This is a genomic window from Mesorhizobium sp. WSM4816 (assembly GCF_055811535.1).
This window is the reverse complement of sequence record NZ_JBVVQR010000030.1, coordinates 21,108-39,325: the sequence shown is the minus strand read 5'-3', so window position 1 is coordinate 39,325 and position 18,218 is coordinate 21,108. Positions and strand designations below refer to the sequence as shown.

The 18,218-nt window shown below is 63.1% G+C and carries 15 protein-coding genes and 1 pseudogene; 6 read left to right on the top strand and 10 right to left on the bottom strand.

Features of this window, described 5'->3' with window-relative positions; all coding sequences use genetic code 11:
* Positions 1 to 8 precede the first annotated feature (8 nt).
* The 5 genes from AC0L3H_RS25075 to AC0L3H_RS25055 all read right to left on the bottom strand — a co-directional run bounded on the left by AC0L3H_RS25075 (position 9) and on the right by AC0L3H_RS25055 (position 6,779).
* Entirely contained in the window at positions 9 to 1,643 is a 1,635-nt protein-coding gene (locus AC0L3H_RS25075; protein WP_473587236.1) for an ABC transporter ATP-binding protein, read from the bottom strand.
* A complete protein-coding gene (locus AC0L3H_RS25070) occupies positions 1,640 to 2,509 on the bottom strand; it encodes an ABC transporter permease (RefSeq protein WP_128166841.1) in 870 nt (289 codons plus the stop codon). Before AC0L3H_RS25070 ends, AC0L3H_RS25075 begins: the two co-directional genes overlap by 4 nt.
* The gene (locus tag AC0L3H_RS25065; protein ID WP_473587235.1) at positions 2,506 to 3,453 is read right to left on the bottom strand and encodes an ABC transporter permease; all 948 of its coding nucleotides are present in this window, start codon (positions 3,451 to 3,453) and stop codon (positions 2,506 to 2,508) included. The genes AC0L3H_RS25070 and AC0L3H_RS25065 overlap by 4 nt, the downstream gene beginning before the upstream one ends.
* 439 nt (positions 3,454 to 3,892) lie before the next feature.
* Positions 3,893 to 5,368, bottom strand: coding sequence for an ABC transporter substrate-binding protein (locus AC0L3H_RS25060; RefSeq protein WP_473587234.1), 1,476 nt, complete (start codon positions 5,366 to 5,368; stop codon positions 3,893 to 3,895).
* Positions 5,369 to 5,498: 130 nt separating this feature from the next.
* A complete protein-coding gene (locus AC0L3H_RS25055) occupies positions 5,499 to 6,779 on the bottom strand; it encodes an acetylornithine deacetylase/succinyl-diaminopimelate desuccinylase family protein (protein ID WP_473587233.1) in 1,281 nt (426 codons plus the stop codon).
* Positions 6,780 to 7,008: 229 nt separating this feature from the next.
* On the opposite strand from AC0L3H_RS25055, the gene AC0L3H_RS25050 reads away from it, so the two are divergent.
* On the top strand, positions 7,009 to 7,437 hold the full coding sequence (locus AC0L3H_RS25050) for a L,D-transpeptidase (protein WP_473587232.1): 429 nt from the start codon (positions 7,009 to 7,011) through the stop codon (positions 7,435 to 7,437).
* Here AC0L3H_RS25050 and AC0L3H_RS25045 read toward each other — a convergent pair.
* A complete protein-coding gene (locus AC0L3H_RS25045; protein ID WP_473587231.1) occupies positions 7,434 to 8,099 on the bottom strand; it encodes a hypothetical protein in 666 nt (221 codons plus the stop codon). The two genes, AC0L3H_RS25050 and AC0L3H_RS25045, sit on opposite strands and share 4 nt — an antisense overlap.
* Positions 8,100 to 9,503: a selenium-binding protein SBP56-related protein gene (locus AC0L3H_RS25040; protein ID WP_473587260.1), complete on the bottom strand. Its 1,404-nt coding sequence runs from the start codon at positions 9,501 to 9,503 to the stop codon at positions 8,100 to 8,102. It abuts the gene before it with no gap.
* A 246-nt stretch (positions 9,504 to 9,749) separates the two neighbouring features.
* Between AC0L3H_RS25040 and AC0L3H_RS25035 the strand changes: the two genes are divergently transcribed.
* From AC0L3H_RS25035 to AC0L3H_RS25025, 3 genes are all read left to right on the top strand, one after another.
* Positions 9,750 to 10,832 (top strand): substrate-binding domain-containing protein, encoded by a 1,083-nt coding sequence (locus tag AC0L3H_RS25035; RefSeq protein WP_473587230.1) that lies wholly within the window; start codon positions 9,750 to 9,752, stop codon positions 10,830 to 10,832.
* Positions 10,833 to 10,915: 83 nt separating this feature from the next.
* A complete protein-coding gene (locus AC0L3H_RS25030) occupies positions 10,916 to 13,171 on the top strand; it encodes an ABC transporter permease (RefSeq protein ID WP_473587229.1) in 2,256 nt (751 codons plus the stop codon).
* Positions 13,164 to 13,946 carry an ATP-binding cassette domain-containing protein gene (locus AC0L3H_RS25025; protein WP_091598255.1) on the top strand — a complete coding sequence of 261 codons (783 nt, stop codon included), beginning with the start codon at positions 13,164 to 13,166 and terminating at the stop codon, positions 13,944 to 13,946. The genes AC0L3H_RS25030 and AC0L3H_RS25025 overlap by 8 nt, the downstream gene beginning before the upstream one ends.
* Positions 13,947 to 14,002: 56 nt before the next feature.
* Here AC0L3H_RS25025 and AC0L3H_RS25020 read toward each other — a convergent pair whose 3' ends face one another.
* Positions 14,003 to 14,290 carry a hypothetical protein gene (locus AC0L3H_RS25020; protein ID WP_473587259.1) on the bottom strand — a complete coding sequence of 96 codons (288 nt, stop codon included), beginning with the start codon at positions 14,288 to 14,290 and terminating at the stop codon, positions 14,003 to 14,005.
* A gap of 78 nt (positions 14,291 to 14,368) precedes the next feature.
* The gene (locus tag AC0L3H_RS25015; RefSeq protein ID WP_473587228.1) at positions 14,369 to 15,574 is read right to left on the bottom strand and encodes an MFS transporter; all 1,206 of its coding nucleotides are present in this window, start codon (positions 15,572 to 15,574) and stop codon (positions 14,369 to 14,371) included.
* Positions 15,575 to 15,669: 95 nt separating this feature from the next.
* Here AC0L3H_RS25015 and AC0L3H_RS25010 point away from each other — a divergent pair.
* Positions 15,670 to 16,565 (top strand): annotated as a pseudogene (locus tag AC0L3H_RS25010) (LysR family transcriptional regulator).
* 202 nt (positions 16,566 to 16,767) lie between these two features.
* Here AC0L3H_RS25010 and AC0L3H_RS25005 read toward each other — a convergent pair.
* Entirely contained in the window at positions 16,768 to 17,361 is a 594-nt protein-coding gene (locus AC0L3H_RS25005; protein WP_473587227.1) for an SDR family NAD(P)-dependent oxidoreductase, read from the bottom strand.
* Between the two features lie 120 nt (positions 17,362 to 17,481).
* Here AC0L3H_RS25005 and AC0L3H_RS25000 point away from each other — a divergent pair, with 120 nt between their 5' ends.
* Positions 17,482 to 18,105: a TetR/AcrR family transcriptional regulator gene (locus AC0L3H_RS25000; protein ID WP_473587226.1), complete on the top strand. Its 624-nt coding sequence runs from the start codon at positions 17,482 to 17,484 to the stop codon at positions 18,103 to 18,105.
* Positions 18,106 to 18,218 lie beyond the last annotated feature (113 nt).

The following is an 18,218-nucleotide window of genomic DNA, read 5'->3' as shown; positions in this document are numbered from 1 at the left end:
TCGGCTGTTCACCCCTGTTCCTGTAACCGCCGGGCAATCGCGCGGTGCAGGTCCGGGGCCGCAGCGACCAGCGCCTTGGTGGCTTCGCACTGCGGATGGTCGAGAACCGCGCTCGTCCTGCCGCGCTCGACGATCTTGCCGGCATGCATGATCATCACCTGGTCGGTAATGGCGCGGGCAACGGTCAGATCGTGGGTGATGAACAGATAGGCAACGCCGAGCTTCTGGTTGAGCTCGGCGAAGAGGTCGAGAATCTGGGCGCGGATCGAGACGTCGAGCGCCGAGACCGGCTCGTCGGCGACGACCAGCTTGGGGCGGGTGATGATGGCGCGGGCGATCGACAGGCGCTGGCGCTGGCCGCCTGAAAATTCGTGCGGATATTTGTCCATGTCGCGTGGACCAAGGCCGACTTCGTGCAAGGCCATTGCCACCATCTCGCGCCGCTCTGCATTGGTCGGCCTTTTCTCCAGGACATGCAGTGGCTCGGCGACCAGTTTTTCCACCTTCTGGCGCGGATCGAAGGAGCCGTATGGGTCCTGGAACACCACCTGCATGTCGCGGCGCGCCGGCTTGAGCTCCGCCTCGCTCTTGTCGGTGATGACTTCGCCGCGAAACCGGATCGTTCCCGATGTCGGCCCGTCCAGCGCGAGGACCATGCGGGCAAGCGTGGACTTGCCGCAACCGGAACGCCCGACCAGCGCCACAGACTGCCCAGGATCGATCGAGAACGAGACATCCTCGACGGCGCGGGTCGGAACCGCGCGCTGCAGCAGCGATTTGCGCCGTCCCGGATAGTCCCGCGTCACGCTCTCTACCTGAAGAAGAGGCTTGGCCTGGAGCATGGGGTTGCCGACCTCGTTTGTCCTGGCACGCGCCGGCACATGCATCGAGGCCTGCGCAAGTTGTCTTGTGTAGGGATGAAGCTGCTCGGACAGGGTGCGCGCCGTGTCGCCGGCCTCCATCACTTCGCCGTGGCGCAGGATGGTGATGCGCTCCGCCATTTCGGTCACCACCGCGAGGTCATGCGAGATCAACAGCAGGCCCATGCGGTTTTCTGCGACCAGGTCGCGCAACAGGTCGAGGATCTGCGCCTGCAGCACGACGTCGAGCGCCGTCGTCGGCTCGTCGGCGATCAGCAGTTTTGGTTTCAGCGCGCAGGCGATGGCGATGACGACGCGCTGGCGCTGGCCGCCGGAAAGCTCGTGCGGATAGCGCGACAGCGGGAATTGCGCTGCGGGCAAGCCGACCCGGTCGAGCATTTTTCGGGCGCGGTCCTCGGCGTCGGCGCGGCTTGCCCTGGTGTGCCAGCGGATGCCTTCGGCAACCTGCTCGCCAATGGTCTTGACCGGGTTCAGCGCCGTCATCGGTTCCTGGAAAACCATGCCGATATCATCGCCGCGCAGCGCGCACATCTGGTCTTCGCTGGCCGCGAGGATGTCGATGCCGTCGAAGACGACGCGCCCGCTGGCGCGCGCCGCCCAGGGCAGAAGCCGCATCACCGTCAATGCCGTGATCGACTTGCCCGAGCCGGATTCGCCGACCAGCCCCATCACCTCGCCGGGCGCGACGGCGAGCGCGACATCCCTCAGGATCGGCGTGTCGCCGATCGTCAGCGACAATTTCTCGATTTCGAGCAGGCTCATCGCTGCCGCCGCGATTTTGGGTCGAGGATGTCGGCAATACCGTCACCGAGCAGGTTCAGTCCAAGCACGGTGACGACGATCGCCATGCCTGGAAAGATCGCCATCCACGGCGCCATCCCCATGCGCGTCTGGGCGTCGAACAGCATCCGCCCCCAGCTCGGCATCGGCGGCTGTGTGCCGAGCCCGACATAGGAAAGCCCGGCTTCGGCCAGGATGCCGAGCGCGAACTGAATGGTGCCTTGCACCAGGAGCAAAGTAACGATGTTGGGCAGCACGTGTTCGATGGTGATCAGTGCTTTGCCTTTTCCGGCGGCACGCGCGGCGAGGATGAATTCGCGCGGCCAGATCGCCAGCGCGCCGGCCCGGGCGACGCGGGCGAAGACCGGGATATTGAAAATGCCGATGGCGATGATGGCGTTGAGCGCGCCCGGGCCGAAGATGGCGGTGATCATGATCGCTGACAGCAGGGCAGGGAAGGCGAAGACGAGATCGTTCAGCCGCATCACCGCCTCGTCGACGACGCCGCCGCGCGCCGCGGCAAGGGCGCCGAGCGGCACGCCAACGCCCATGCCGATACCGACCGCCACCAGCGCCACGGCGATCGAATTGCGGGCCCCGACCATGATCATGGAAAAAATGTCGCGGCCGAAATGATCGGTGCCGAACCAGTGCGCCGGCGAGGGTGCCTGGGTCTTGTCGGCGATGATCAGCCTGGTGACGTCAAAAGGCGTCCAGAAGAACGAGACGATGGCGACCGCCGCCACAAGTGCAGTGATGACGAAGCCGGTGAGGAACGAGCGGTTGGTGAAAGCCTTGACGAGGATGTCGGCAAAATTTTCCTCCGGGATGTCGAAGCGCAGCGTCATTGGCGGCTTCTCAGCCGCGGATCGACGACCGCATAGGAGAGATCGACAAGCAGGTTGACGGCGATGACGGCGGCGACCAGCAGCATGACGACGCTTTCGACGACGATCAGGTCGCGCTGGGTGATCGCCTGGAACACCAGCCGGCCGAGGCCGGGGAGATAAAAGACGTTCTCGATGATGATGGTGCCGGCGAGCAGGAAGGCGAACTGCAGGCCGAGAATGGTCAGCACCGGGATCATTGCGTTGCGCAGCGCGTGCCGCCACAGCACCGCGCGATGGGGCAGACCCTTGGCGCGGGCAGTGCGGATATAGTCCTCGTTCAGCACTTCGATCAGCGCCGAGCGGGTGACTCGGGCGAGGATCGCCGCTTGCGGCAGAGCGAGCGCGATCGCCGGCAGGACCAGCGATTTCAGCGCCGGCCAGACGCCGGCGCTCCATCCCGGAAAGCCGCCGGCCGGCACCAGCCGCAGCCAGACGGCAAACAGGTAGATCAGCATCAGCGCAAACCAGAAGTTCGGCACGGCAACACCAAGCTGGGCGGCGCCCATCGCGATCGTGTCGCCGGCCCGCCCGTGCCGGCCGGCGGAAAACAGCCCGACCGGAATGGCGATGATGGTGGACAGCGCCAGCGCGATCAGGGCCAGCGGCAGCGAGACCACGATGCGCTCGCGGACCAGGTCGATGACCGGCACCGAATAGGTGTAGGAACGGCCGAAATCGAGGCTCAGCAAGCCGCCTGCCCAGTGCAGATAGCGCGCGGCGAGCGGCGCGTTGAGGCCCATCTGGTTGCGCAGCAACTCGACCTGGTCGGCGCTGGCATTCATGCCCAGCATCAGCCGCGCCGGGTCGCCGGGAATGATCTCCAGCACGGCGAAGACCACCATCGAGGCCAGGACCAGCGTGATGAGCGCGATGGCAAGACGCTTGAGGAGATAGGCGGTCATGGGGGGAGGACCGCAGCGCTGCGGGACGCAAAGACCCGGCGACAGTGCTCTTTCACGTCCCCGTCTGTCCTGCCGGACGCGCCGGCCCGAGCCACGGGTCTCGGCAGGGCAGTTGCTTCAGACAAAAGATAGCGCTCGACCGGCCAACTGTTAATGCCGGCGCCGCCCCTCATCCGCCTGCCGGCACCTTCTCCCCGTATAGCGACGGGGAGAAGGGGGCTGGCCGCAACCTTGGCACCCCCTCTGCAACGCTGGAGATTGGCGAAATCCTTTGCGAAGGCGTCCTTCTCCCCGTCACTATACGGGGAGAAGTGCCCGGCAGGGCGATGAGGGGCAGCGCAGAACCGATGCGATTGCCCTGCGGCTCGGGCCAGGCATCCCGGCAGGACAGAGGGGGGTGCCACCGGCTGCAAGCTTCGCCTCTTTGGCCAGCAGCCCCTCACTCCGTCCACTTCACCTTGGTCAAATCATTGGCCTGGATCGGCGCATTTGCCCAAAAACCCTCGAGCTTGGCGTCCCAGACGCCGACTTTCGGCAGTTCGTAGAGGAAGCCGACCACGGCATCGTCGGCCAGTATCTTCTGCGCCTCGCCGAGCAGCGTCATGCGCTTGGCCTCATCGGAGGTGAGGTTCAGATCGGCGATGATCTTGTCGAAAGTCGGGTTGTCGTAGTTGAAGTAATAATCCTTGCGCGAATAGATATCGATGTCGTTGGGTTCGGTGTGGGAAACGATGGTCAGGTCGTAGTCCTTCTTGGTGAAGACCTGGTCCAGCCACTGCGCCCATTCCACCGGCACGATCTGCAGATCGATGCCGACATCGCGAAGCTGCGACGCGATGATCTCGCCGCCAAGTCGCGCATAGGGGGGTGGCGGCAGTTTCAGCGTCGCCTTGAAGCCGTTCTCCAGGCCGGCTTCCTTCAAGAGTTCCCTGGCCTTCTCGACATTGTGCGGATAGAGACCGGTGAGGTCGACATAGGCCTTGTTGGCGGGCGACATGTGCGAGCCGATCGGCACGCCAAGGCCGGCCGAGGCGCCGTCGATGATCGCTTTTCGGTCGAGCGCAAACGAAATCGCCTGCCTGACCTGCGGCCGGTCGAAAGGCGGCTTCCTGTTGTTCATCGAAAGGATGGTCTCACCCTCGGTCGCGCCGATCACCACCTTGAAGCGCGGGTCGCCCTGGATCTGGGCGACGCTGTCGGGATCGAAGAACGGGAAGGCCTGAACATCGCCGGAAAGCAGCGCAGGGACGGCGGCTGCGGCATCCGTGACGATGCGGAACTCGGCCTTGTCGAGGGAGACCGGGGCACCCCAGTAAGCGTCGGACTTGATCAGCGTGATCGACGAGCCCTTGGCCCAGGTCTGGAACTTGAACGGGCCGGTGCCGACAGGCGTTTCCTTGTTGGTGTCGGCTGTCTCCGGCGCGACGATGACCGCGTCGCCCCAGCCCATATTGTAGAGGAACGAACTTTGCGGGTTCTTCAGCGTGATCCTGACCGTCGCCGGATCGACCATTTCGACCGTATCGATGGCGGCGAACAGGCCCTTTTGTGCGTTCACGGAGTTGTCGGCACGGGCGCGATCGAGCGAGAATTTGACGTCGTCGGCATTGAAGTCGGTGCCGTCATGGAATTTCACGCCGCTATGCAGCTTGAAGGTGTAGACCTTGCCGTCGTCGGAAACGGTCCAGCTTTCGGCCAGAGCCGGCAGCACCTCGCCGTTCGGGCCGATGCGGGTCAGCCCCTCGAACACATTGGCGTAAAGCACCTCGTCGATCGCCGCCGCAGCACCTGCGGTCGGATCGAGATGCGGAGGTTCGAGCGTGATGCCGATGACCAGATCGCGCGCGGCAAATGCCGATGTTCCGGCAGACAGCACCAGGGCCGCAGCGGTGAGAATGGTTTTCCACAATTTCATCGTGCAACTCCCGATATGCTCAAAAACATGCTCGAAACCCGGTGGATAGAAGCGTGATTTCACCAAGGAGTAAATTGCGTTTCGTGCTTTCCGGCGGCGCCGGCAGGAATGTTTTTCCGCCCATCACCGGCTACCGAGCGCTCGCGCCCCTCAGCAGCACGTTGAGCCCGATCGCCATCACCTTGGCCGATTCGACCATGTCTGATATCCCCACCCATTCGTCGGGCCTGTGGGCGAGGTCGAGAATGCCCGGGCCATAGGCGATGCAGTCGTAGATGTGGCCGATGCGGGCAATGTGCTTCTGGTCGTAGGTGCCGGGCGAGATCACGTAGTCGGGCTCGCGGTCGAATACCTCCATGATGCCCCGCGCCACCGCCTTGACCACTGGCGCATCGCGCTCGGTCATCAGCGGCAGCACCTCCATGAGATCGCGGATCTCGTAGTCGAATTTCTTGCGCTCGCGCTTCAGCCGGTCGAGGATATCGGTCACCTCGCGCTTGACCGTGCCAAGATCCTCTTCGAGCAGGAAGCGGCGGTCGATGGTCAGCCGGCAGGAATCGGGGACATTGGGCGAGGGCAGGCCAGGCCGGAAATCCTCGGTCTGGCCGCCATGGATCGAGTTGATGTTCATGGTCGAGCGCTTGGCCCCGTCGGGCACGACCGGCATGCGCGTCACCTTGCGGTCGAGCGCCGGGAACAGATCGTCCTCGAAAGCCCTTAGCAGGGCGCCCATATGGCGCACCGCATTGTCGCCGAGGAACGGCATCGAGCCGTGCGCGATCTCGCCCTTGGTCTCGATCTCCGCCCACCAGACGCCGCGATGGCCAAGGCAGATGCGATCCTTGTTCAACGGCTCGGGGATGATGACGTGGTCGACTTTCGGCTTGGAGAAATAGCCGAGCTTTGCCAGATGGGCGACGCCGCCGAAGCCGCCGGACTCCTCGTCGACCGTGCCCGAAATCTCGATGGCGCCCGGGAAGTCGGGGAAAACCTCCATGAAGGCTTCGGTAGCGATGATCGAGGAGGCGAGGCCGCCCTTCATGTCGCAGGCGCCGCGGCCATGGACCTTGCCATCCCTGACGATGCCGGCGAAGGGATCGATGCTCCAGCCGTCGCCGGCTTCGACCACGTCGATATGCGAGTTGAAATGCACGCAGGCGCCGGGCGAGCGGCCATCGAAGCGGGCGACGACGTTGACGCGCGGGTAGCGGTCGGTGTCGCCGGGCGTGCCTTCGGCGCGGATGAATTCGACTTCGAAGCCGCGCTTTTTCAGCCGCGCTCCGACGTATTCGGCGCATGGCCGATAGGCCTCGCCGGGCGGGTTGATAGTCGGAAAGCGGATCAGGTCCGCGGTCAGCGCGACCAGGTCGTCGACCCGATCATCGACCGCTTTCAGCAGAAGTTCGTTCATTCGACGAATTGAGCAGCCAACGGTGCGTTTTGGCAAGCCTGTTGGCGGGTCGCGCCCTAGTTATGTGGTTACATGTCGCAACGGCAACTATCGCGGGAAATCGTTCAAATTCGCTGCTTTGGATTGGTGAATTTGTCAGAGGTGTGTGGTTACCTCATTCACTTGCGATTAAAGGATGAAGAATAGCGTGAAGGCAGGCAGGCAAGGGCAATCAAAGGGGTTTGATCGCATGAAAAAGACCGTTCTCATGGCAGCGGCACTGGCAACGATGCTGTTCGGTTCTTCGGTCGAGGGCTGGGCAGCCAAGCTGGTTGCAAGGATCGACGTGTCATCGCAGACGATGACTGTAAGATACGGCCGGGCGGTCTACCGATGGCGCGTATCCACGGCGCGCAAAGGCTATATCACGCCGCGCGGCAGCTACCGGCCGCAACGAACGGCACGGATGTGGTATTCGCGCAAATACGACATGTCGCCGATGCCTCATTCGGTGTTCTACCGCGGCGGCTATGCCATCCATGGCACCGGTGCGGTAAAATCTCTCGGGCGCCCGGCGTCGCATGGCTGCGTGCGGCTGCATCCCCGCAATGCCGCCGCCTTCTATTCGATGGTGCGGAAAGCCGGCTTCCGCAACACGCGCATCGTGGTGACCAACTAGAGCGCGGAAAACACGCCGATCGCCCCGACCAGAACCAGGCTTAGCGCCCAGATCACATCCAGATCAAACCAGCTTTTCGAAAGAAACTTTAATCCCAGCCACCGATAGACGCCGAAGGCCAAAGCGCCGCCCGCAGTGATCATCGCGCCGGTGTGGACCGCTGCCACGCCGATCGAGAGCGCTGCAGTTCGTGCAATGAGGGCGGTCGCGGCACGGTGCCCGGCATCCGTTTCAACGACGCCGCACAGGCCGAGGTAGATCGGCACCAGCATCAGGCCGGCGCCATGCGCGACGGCGACGAGAAAGGACCAGAGCGCCAGTCGCGACGGCGGCACGCGCGCCAGAAATCTAGGATGCCGCCGGTTGAAGAGCAGCCAGACTCCGAGCGCGACGACAATTAGACCTGCGCCAACGCGGATCTCGGTTTGCCAATCAACCAGCATGGTCATCAGCGCGAAGGGCAAGAGGACCACCGTCATGGCGACAAGATGCCCGAACGCCAGCGCCAGGAGTGCGCCCGGCAGCGCATGGGCTCGCCGTTCCATCAGGGCGGCCGAAACAGCAAGCGGCCAGCCCATACCCGGGTTTACGCCATGGTAAATCCCGCTGGCGACCACAGCAAGCCAGAGGCTGGCTGTGGTCGAAAGGAGTTCGGGCGACACCTAGGCCGATGGGTAGCAGAAACTGTCGGTAGAGCAGTCGCCGCCTTCAAGCCGGATCTGGTGCGTTCGATAGCCTTTGGGGAACTCGACGAAGAAGTTGGTGTCGAGCGTCAGGCCACCATTGGCGCCAACATCGGCCTTCACCATCGCCCCGCCGCGCTCACCGGGATAGAACTGGTCGTCCCAGGTCGAGTAGAGCGAATTGGTCCAATAGACACGCTTGCCGTCGCGGCTAATCTCGACCATCTGTGGCCCATAGCCGAAGACCTTGCCACAGGGGTGCTTGGTCTTCTTGACGATCCCACCCAGTTCGACCTTGCCCGCCAGAACCGGCTTCATCGGGTCGCTGACATCGTATTGATGCATTTCACCCGTACCCCAACAAGCCACATAGAGATACTTGTCGTCGAGGCTGAGGTCGATGTCGGTGACCAGAGGGGGCACCGCCGAGAAACCCTTCAGAAGATCCGGCAGATCGTCGGCATTGGCCGGTTGAGGCGGGATGACCGCCGTCTTCTTGGCCTGGAACTTGCCATCTGCGTCGCGCCACCAAGTCCAGATCGAGCCTTCGAGATTGGTGGTATCGACCACAACGCCGCAGAAGCCGTATTGCCGGACTGGATCATGCGCCGGGCGGATTTCGAGCGCCATTTGGTGATTGGCGCCCAGATCGATGGTCTGAATGTTCTTACGCGCACGCAGATCCCAGAAATGCATGCGGTGGCCGTACTTGTTGGACAGTAGATCCTCAGGGACGATGCCGTTTTCGAACTGCGGCGGCAGGGCCCATTCGGAACTGACCATGTAGTCGCGCGGCAGGTTCCACCAAAAATCGTAGTGCTTGTCCTGGGCGCCACGATCTATCTCATAGCGGCCAATGACATCGAAGGTCTGGCAATCCATGATGAAAATGCCCGGAGGACCGTCGGTACCGTCTTTGCCACCGCCGCCGAGCGTCGAGACATAGATGCCCTCGGGTCCGCAGTGGATCGTATGCGGGCGGGAATAGCCCGTCTTGCCAAAGACTTCTGCGGGTTCGATGATCTTGTGAATCTTGGCGGCTGTCGGCCCGCCCTTCACATCAATTATGTAGATGCGCGACGAACGAATGCCCGGAATGATCAGATAACGACGCTCCAAAAAGGCGTGGCCAGTCAGTGGTGATAGCGCCGAAGAACACGCATTCCAGCCGAAGTGATGAAACTCATCGCCCTTGTTTGGCATGATCACAGTGTGGACGATCTTGCCGAAATCCGGCGAATTTGGATCGACATTCACCACAGCCAAACCGTCGGGTTGCGAGAAGTCCGGGCTAAGCATCAACGTGTAGGCCAGAGTTTCCGGCGGCCCTTCCATAGCCAGCCTAGGTGACGGATAGAATGTGGGGTCTGGTCGCAGATTCATCGCGGTATCCTCCCTACGCGTTTGTGAAACTTTTTTTGGTACTCTCCGTGTCGCTCCCTTTTGAAATGCGGCCCAGGTAGGGATCACAATACACCAAGTCTCCTCGTCTGTCTGACACCGCGTCGCGCCAGCACTATTTACGTGGGCGAGCTTTGGGCAGAATATACCGGGTGGGAGGAAGCATTCGGAATCCCTGAATAATGCGCCCGAACGGCTTCCGACCGTTGGTTGCAAGGGAGGATAATCATGAAACGTATTTTCTCGCTCGCGGCGTGTACCGCGGCGTTATCGCTCGGCGTATCGAACGCCTACGCACAATCGGGCGGCGTCGACAAGGCGGTCGGCGGCTACAGCTTCGAAGAAGCCGCAAAGGAGGCCCCCGGTACCAAGGACTTCCATTCGGCCGATGGTCACCTTACATTCGCTATCGTGACACACACTGCCGGCAATGGCTTCTTCGATCCGGTCTACGTCGGCGCGACCGTCGCCGGCAACCTGATCGGCGCCAAGGTCCTGCTGCTCGGCTCGGAATCGCCGACTGACGACCCTGCCCGCGAGATCGAAATCCTGAACCAGATCGTGCAGGATCCGACGATCGACGGGCTGATCATGACAACGCCCCAGGTCGGCGCCTATAACGACATCGTCAAGGCTGCCGAGGCGAAGGGCATACCGGTCGCTACGACCAATTCCTTTGACGGCACGCTCCTCAACCGCAGCAGCATCGGCCACACCGGCCAGGACGCCTCCGCTGCCGCAATCGCTGGCGAGGCGCTCGTCAAGTGCCTCGCGGACAAGGGTATAGAGAAGGGTTCGATCGTCCTGCCGTCGTCGACCGCAATGGGCAACATCGAGGTGAACAACCGCGTCACTTCGGCTTTCAACGCCATCGTCAAGGGCTTGAAGGATGCCGGCAAGCTTGATGCCTTCAAGGTCGACGCGGGTCCGGAGAACACCGGTATCGACACCAATCCGAATGACCCGGTGAACGGCATCGTGACGCTGTTTGAATCGCGCGGCGACGTCGTTGGCGCGTTCGCCGGCAACAACGTGTTCACGCCGGCGCTTGCCAAGGCCGTCGCTCAGACCGGACTGACCGGCAAGATCTGCGCCTACGGTTTCGACCTCGGCCCGGCCCAGCAGGACGCGATGAAGAGCGGCGATCTGACCGGCGCGCTCGGGCAGCAGCCCTTCTTGCAGGGCTTCTGGCCGGTCATGCAGCTCTATCTGGAGATCGACCGCGGCATCGCGGCGGCCAACCTCGACACACGCGCCCAACTGGTGACGAAGGAGACCGTCGAGGATGTCGGCAAGCGCTTCGAGAACTGAGTCCACTCGGAACGTCTGAAATCATTGCGGGAGAGCGCAGGCTCTCCCGCAATGCGGCAGCAGGAAATCGACCAGAAGAGACCATGGCGCCTACCGCGACCACATCGCTCGGCCGTGCGCCGTCCCAGATTGTCGGCGGCTGGGAGGTGGGGCTCGTTGCCTTGCTTTTGCTGCTCTATCTCGGCGGCGCTCTCGTCAATCCCGCGTTCTTCGGGTCAACAGGAGCGTTTCACTCGCTGCTCCGCGACACCTCGCGGGTTGCCATCATCGCGGTCGGAGTGACCTTCGTCATCGTCAACAAGGACCTCGATCTTTCGGTCGGTTCAACTTACGGCCTAGTCGCCGTCGTCTTTGCCAGGCTGTTCGCGCCGAACTTCCTTGACCTCGGCGTCGTCACGTCGGCGATCCTCTGCCTGCTGCTCGGCACGCTGATCGGGCTGATCAACGGCGTGCTCGTCACCATCCTGAAGGTGCCGGCGTTCATCGCCACGCTGACCGTCCTCTTCATCGGCCGCGGCTTCGTGCTGGCGCTCACTCACGGCCAGGCAATCTACTACCCTGCCAAGGCGACCGGCTATCCGGGTTTTTTTCACCTCGGCGAGACCAACCTCCTCGGCTTCAACAACCAGATCGTGATCTTCCTCGTTGTCGCCGTGATCGGCGCCTATGTGCTTGCCAAGACGCGCTGGGGCTACGAGACCTTCGCCACCGGCGGCAACGAGCAGGCGGCGTCCTATGCCGGCATCCCGACCAACTGGGTGCGCATCCGAGCCTTCCTGATCTCCTCGCTCTGCGCGGCGCTGGCCGGCTTGATGTCAGCTGCGCAGGACAAGGGCGTGACGCCGCTCTACGGCGTCAGCGGTGAGCTGACCGTCATTGCCGCCGTGATCATCGGCGGCGCCTCGATCCTCGGCGGCCGCGGCCGGGTCGCCGGATCCTGCCTTGGCGCCCTTCTGGTGGTGCTGCTCGACAAGGTATTGCGCGAGGGCTGGCCGATCACGCGCATCATCAAGATCGGCGACGAGGAGATCACGGTCAACGCCGTTTTCTCGCTACCGGTCGGCGCGGTGCCGGTGTTCCTCGGGCTGCTACTCGTCGTCGCTGTGCTCATCGAGCCCTATCTCATCCGCCGCCAGGTGGCAGGGCGCCTCTGGGCCTGGCTCCGCGGCCGGCCGCCGCCGCCGGCCTACGAGATCGGCGGCATCGCGATCGAGGGGGTGCAGACCAAGGGCGCGATGGCGACCGACATGGCGTTGTCGGCCACCGGGTTCGGCAAGTTCCTCGCCCGGCGCGACGCGCTCGCCATCATCCTGACCGCGCTCCTGTGGCTGACCGGCCTCGCGCTCCGGCCGGACTACTGGTGGAACCTGTCCAACAGCTTCGCGATCTTGCTCAACTACACCGAGCTTGCGCTGATCACCATCGGGCTCACCTACGTCATCGCCGCCGGCGATATCGACCTCTCCGTCGGGGCGGTGCTTGCCCTCGCCGGCAGCACAGCCGCCTATTTCCTCAAGGTCCTCGGCGCCGACCCCGTGACCGCCGTGGCGATGGGCCTGCTGGCGGGCATGTGCGCCGGCCTCGTCAACGCGATCGTCACCGTCGGCTTCAAGCTGCCGGCTTTCATCGCGACGCTCGGCATGTTCTACATCGCCCGCGGCCTCGCCGCCTGGTTCGTCGCCGGGCAGCAGCTCACCGGCTGGCCCGAGGGCTACAACCTGCTTGGCCGCAAGGTGAACGACATCCTGCTGCACTACCGCATCTCGCTGCCGGACGGGCTGCTGCGCTCGATCGCCGAGGTGGTGAGCGTCCAGACCATCTGGATGCTGTTGGTCGCCCTCATTGCCGGCGTCGTGCTGGCCTACATGCCGTTCGGGCAGAAGGTCTATGCGACCGGCGGCAACATTCGCGCCGCCGCTTATGCCGGGATCAACACCAACCGGGTGCGGTTCTTCGCGCTCATGCTGGCGGCGCTCTGCGCGACAATGGCCGGGATCATCAACGTCGCCTACTTCCGCAGCTTCAACCCGGTAGCCGGCCAGTTCCGCGAGCTCGACGCCATCGCTTCGGTGATCATCGGCGGCGGTTCGATCTTCGGCGGCTACGGCACCGTGATCGGGGCGCTCGCCGGGGCGGCGGTGATCACCCTGATCCGGGCGCTGCTGCAGCTCAACGTCCAAGGCTTTACCATGCCCCAGCACTGGATCAACGTCTTCATCGGTGGCATCCTGATCGTGGCGGTGCTGATCGACATCTGGGTGCGCCAGGCCAACATCTTCGGCCGCCTGCGGGCGCGCCTCGCGCGGCGCACAAGAACGGCGGAAACGACCCATGCGTGACGCGACCAGGCCCGCACCGATCGTAGAAATGCGGGGCATCGAAAAAGCCTTCGGTGCGGTGCAGGCGCTCCGCAACGTCGACCTCGTGCTCTATCCAGGCGAGATCCTGGGCCTCGTCGGCGACAACTCGGCCGGCAAGTCGACGCTGATGAAGATCCTGACCGGCGCCTACCAGCGCGACGCGGGCGGCGAGATCTTCGTCGCCGGGCAGCCGGTGCACTTCAAGAGCCCGCACGAAAGCCGCGACGCCGGCATCGAGATGATCTACCAGGATTTCGCTCTTTGCGGGAATATGGATGTCGGTCAGAATATCTTTCTTGGCCGTTGGCCGCGCAGGGGCCTTTTCGTCAATCGGCGGAAAATGTACGCGGAAGCCGACAGTGTGCTGAAGCGGCTCAAGGTCGACGTGAACTCCGTCTATCAAAAGGTCGAGAGCCTTTCGGGGGGCCGTCAGCAATCGGTGGCGATTGCCCGCGCTATCTCCTTTCAGCCGCGCGTGGTGATACTCGACGAGCCGACCGCCAATCTCTCGGTGATGGCGACCGAGCGGCTGCTCGAAACCATGCTGGAACTGAAAAAGCAGGGCGTTGCCCAGATCATCATCTCCCACCGCCTCGTTGACATCTTCGCTGTGGGCGACCGCGTGATGGTGCTTAAGCGCGGCGAGAACGTCGGCGATCGCTACATCAAAAACACCGACGAGCATGAGGTCCTGGAGATCATCGTCTCCGGCACGCGAGAGCATGCACTTACGGCCGATGAGGCAATGCTTTGACCGATCAGGATCACTTTTCTCCTGGCGTCGCAGAAATGCGGCTAAAACCACCCGCTCTAAGTCCATCGAGATTGTGGCCCGAGATGGCGAAGGGACCGGTGTTGGGTGTGCTTTCTCGCCGTTGCGCCGCGATCACCACCCGAAGGTCGCAATGATTGCACCCAACGGGCGCCGAACCATTCGATGAGGATGTCAATCAGCGCACGCACCTTTCTGGGCGCAATCCCGCCAGGTGGCCGCACCACATAGATCCCCGCCTCTGGCGAGGGATAATCCGCCATCACTTGTCTCAATGTACCCTCCGCGATCGGCACGTCGGTAAGGAAGTCGGGCAGCGCAGCAATGCCCAGCCAAGAATGCGGCGGTTCAGAATAAAAGCGCTCTGTAGTGATCCTTCGCGCCCGGGCGCTGTCCCTCCGCGATCAAAGGTTCTGCACCGCAGCAGCGCGAGGGCTGGCGGCAGCGGCGAGCAGGGCTGAGCCCGCCAGAAGGGCGGCGGCGAGCAGGAAGGCGCTCCACCAGCCGGCAGCGTCGAACAGCATGCCGCCCGCGGAAGCGCCGCCGGCGATGGCGAACTGGATCAATGCGACCTGCAGCCCGCCTCCAGCTTCAAGATCGTCGGGAATGATCTGTGCCATCCATGTACCCCACGCCGGCGGAATCGGGGTGTTGAACAGCCCCCAAAGAACCAGAAGCAAAGCCGTGGCCCAAAGCACCGGTCCCACTGCGATCAGGAGCAGGGCGAGGAGCGCAAGCGCGCTCGGCAGCCCGATCAGCACGGCAGTGAGGTTTCGCCGAAGAACAAAGCCGGCGATGGACAGTCCCGCCAGGCCGCCTAGGCCGAGGCCCAGCAGCACCAGCGACAGGACGTTCACGTCGAGGCCGGTGACGCTTTCAAGGAATGGGCGCAGATAGATCGACAGCGAATTCATTCCCATGAATGCGAACCCAGTTGCGGCCATGCCGATGGTGAATGTCCGATTGCGCAGCAGACGGAACATGCTGGATACCGAAACGGACTCCATTGGCGGCATCTTCGGCAGAACGGCCAGTTGCCAGGCGAGCGCCGCGACGCCGACCGGGACTGTGACGAAGAAAGTGCCCCGCCACCCGATCAATTCGCCGAGGAAGCTGCCGAGCGGTGCGGCGATGACGATCGCCAATGCAGTTCCGCCCTGCAGCAGGGCGATCGCCTTGGGCAGGTCGGAGCCTGAGGCCAGGCGCGCCAATATGGCCGTGGAGAGCGACCAGAAGCCGCCGATCGCGATCCCGACCAGGGCCCGTCCGGCCAGAAACACCAGGAAGTTGGGAGCGAGGGCAACAGCCAAACTCGATGCGACCAGCACTGCCGTGTACAGCAGGACGACCGTTCTCCGGTCGAACCTGGCCAGCAGCGCGTTGCCGAACAGGCTGGTGATCACGGCAAAGAGCCCCGACACGGCGATCGCCTGTCCGGCCTGGCCTTCCGAGATGGCCAGGTCCTGCGCAATCGGAGTCAACAGGCTCACCGGCATGAACTCCAGGCCGACCAGGAGAAAGGTCAAAAGCGAGAGGCAGATGACGGCGGCCCATGGCGTTGCCGCCCCTTCAGCCGCCCGCGTGTCATCCAGTGTCAGTTCGATAGCCATTCGTGCGCTCCTGTCCGTCGACAGACTAGGTAGCCGGGCTGGTCTTGTCAGACTAGCAGCTATAATCTGCATGTCGTAGTGAACGGAGCTCACCAATGCCGCGTGACGAGTTCAGTGAGATGCGAGCCTTCCCTGAGGTCGCTCGGCAGCGCAGTTTTACGCGAGCGGCGGCCAAATTGGGTGTTACCCGATCGGCCCTCAGCCATACGATCAGGGCAATGGAGGAACGGCTTGGCGTCCGTCTGCTCTCTCGCACGACCCGCGATGTGGCGCCCACGGCGACCGGAGAACGCCTCGTCGAAAGCATCGAGCCGCATTTCGAAAGCATTGCCGCCGGGATCAGCGCGATCAGCGCCCTGCGCGGCCAGCCCTCGGGCCAGATCCGTATCGTTTGCCCCGATGATGCCGTCAATCTGGTCTTTCGCCCCAGGCTGCCAGCGTTCCTGCGAGACTACCCGGACATCAACGTGGAGCTCATTGTCGACAACGGCTTCACCAACATCGTCGAGAGTCAGTTCGATGCCGGTGTTCGACTTGGCGAGGCAATCGCCCGCGACATGGTGGCCGTTCGCATTGGTCCCGATGTCGGCATGCCGTCGTCGGCTCACCCGATTATTTCGCTCGTCGGGGTGCGCCGAGAAGCCCTCAGGACTTGACCGACCACAACTGCATCAACCTGCGGCTTCCCAGCTCAGGCGCGTTATATGCCTGGGAATTCAGGAAGAACGGACGCGAGTTCAGCGTCCGTGTGGACGGCCAGCTGACCCTGAACAATATCGCGCCGGCGCTTGACGCGGTCCTCGACGGCATTGGTTTGGCCTATGCACCGAAGGATCTTGTTCAACCCTATGTTGAGAATGGTCGGCTCAAGGAAGTCCTTGCCGACTGGTGCCCGACCTTTCAAGGCTATCATCTTTACTACCCCAGCCGACGCAATCAATCGCCGGCGTTTGCAGCCTTTGTCGCGGCTTTCCGGTACCAATCTCGATAGACCTTCTCGACCCGCCCCAAGATCGCAGATCGCGCGGGCTCGATCGGCACCGGAGCCAGGGTGCGCCGCCACTCTTCCGGCGCCTGGCCCTTGAATGGCGGTCAGTGCGCTGCCGGGTCAAACTCCACGCGATCGGGACGAGATCACCACGGGAACGGCCCGTCCTCGGACCGTTCGCGTCGAGGAGCGCAAGGCGAAGGGCTCACGCGGCCCGTTCGGCCGTGCCCTCGAATTTGTTGAGGTTCGTCGAAGTGAAGCCGGGGCAGGCAGCGTCGGCGCCGGCATCCTCAAATTCGATGGCGAAGGCGAGCGTCGTCGCATCGAGGGCAGTCTCCGAGGGGCTGTAAACAGGGCCGAACAAGGCGCGCTGTGGACTGGACGGGTCGACGCTGGCGATGCGTGCCGCCGGCGCTTCACCAAGCAGCCGCAACATCGCCTGCGTGACGGCGACGACGCCGAACACGTTGGTCTCGAACACCGCGCGTCCCTCGAGGGGCGCCGCATGCGAGGTGCCCTGCTTTCCCGCATCGGAAGTGCCTGCATTGTTCACCAGGACGTCGAGGCGACCGAACTCGTTACGGATGCGCTTTGCCGCGGCGGCAATCGAGGCCTGTTTCGTGACATCGAGTTGGACGGCGCGGGCATCCGCGCCGATGCTCTTTGCAGCCGTCTCCGCATGCTCGAGCTTGCGCGACCCTACGAGCACGGTGAGGCCGTGCGTCGCCAGATCCCTGGCGATCTGGAGGCCGATTCCCTTGTTGGCCGCAGTGACCAGGGCAATAGGTTTGACCCGCATGGTGATCTCCTCTTTTTGCATTGACGTGTAGGCAACGGCGCCATGCTGTGCTAATTTTCCCAATCGGAACTGCATTCCGTTTTATACGGAACATCGTTCCGTTTATCAAGTGGAAAAATCATGGACGACAAATCGGAGGAGCGGGGTGGTGGCTTGGAGCCCGTAAACTCGACGGATCGACGCGTGCGTGCGGACGCGCAACGCAACTCCAAGGCGCTGCTCGAAGCAGCAATGGCAGTGTTTGCGGCTTCGGGGGTCGATGCTCCGGTGCGAGAGATCGCCGATAAGGCCGGCGTTGGCGTGGGTACACTCTATCGGCATTTTCCGCAGCGTTCGGACCTGATCGTGGGCGTCTTCCGTAACGAAGTGGATGCCTGCGCAAATGCTGCATCTGCCATTGCCGCCGAATATGAACCCGGCGAAGCGCTCGCCCGATGGATGCAGCGTTACGTGGACTTTATCGCTGCCAAGCGTGGACTCGCCGCGGCCTTCTCCTCCGGCGATCCGGCATATGAGTCCTTGCCGCTGTATTTTCTTGAGAAACTTCGGCCCGCGCTGCAGGCCTTGCTGGATGCCGCGACCGAAGCGGGCGACGTTCGCTCGGACGTTGATGCGAAAGAACTATTGTTCGCGATTGCCAGGCTCTGCTCACCAGACCGCTATGGTGGAGGCCCCGACCAGGCACGACGGATGGTTGGCTTGCTGGTGGATGGGCTTCGCTATGGCGCCCCTTCGGTCGGCTGATTGGTCTTGCCAGGACAGGCCACAGAGTGATCGGTGACTAAACAAAAACCCGCCTCGGCAACCGGGCGGGGTCGGTGGCGCAATTAGAACATTGCCAACAATAGCATAATTGC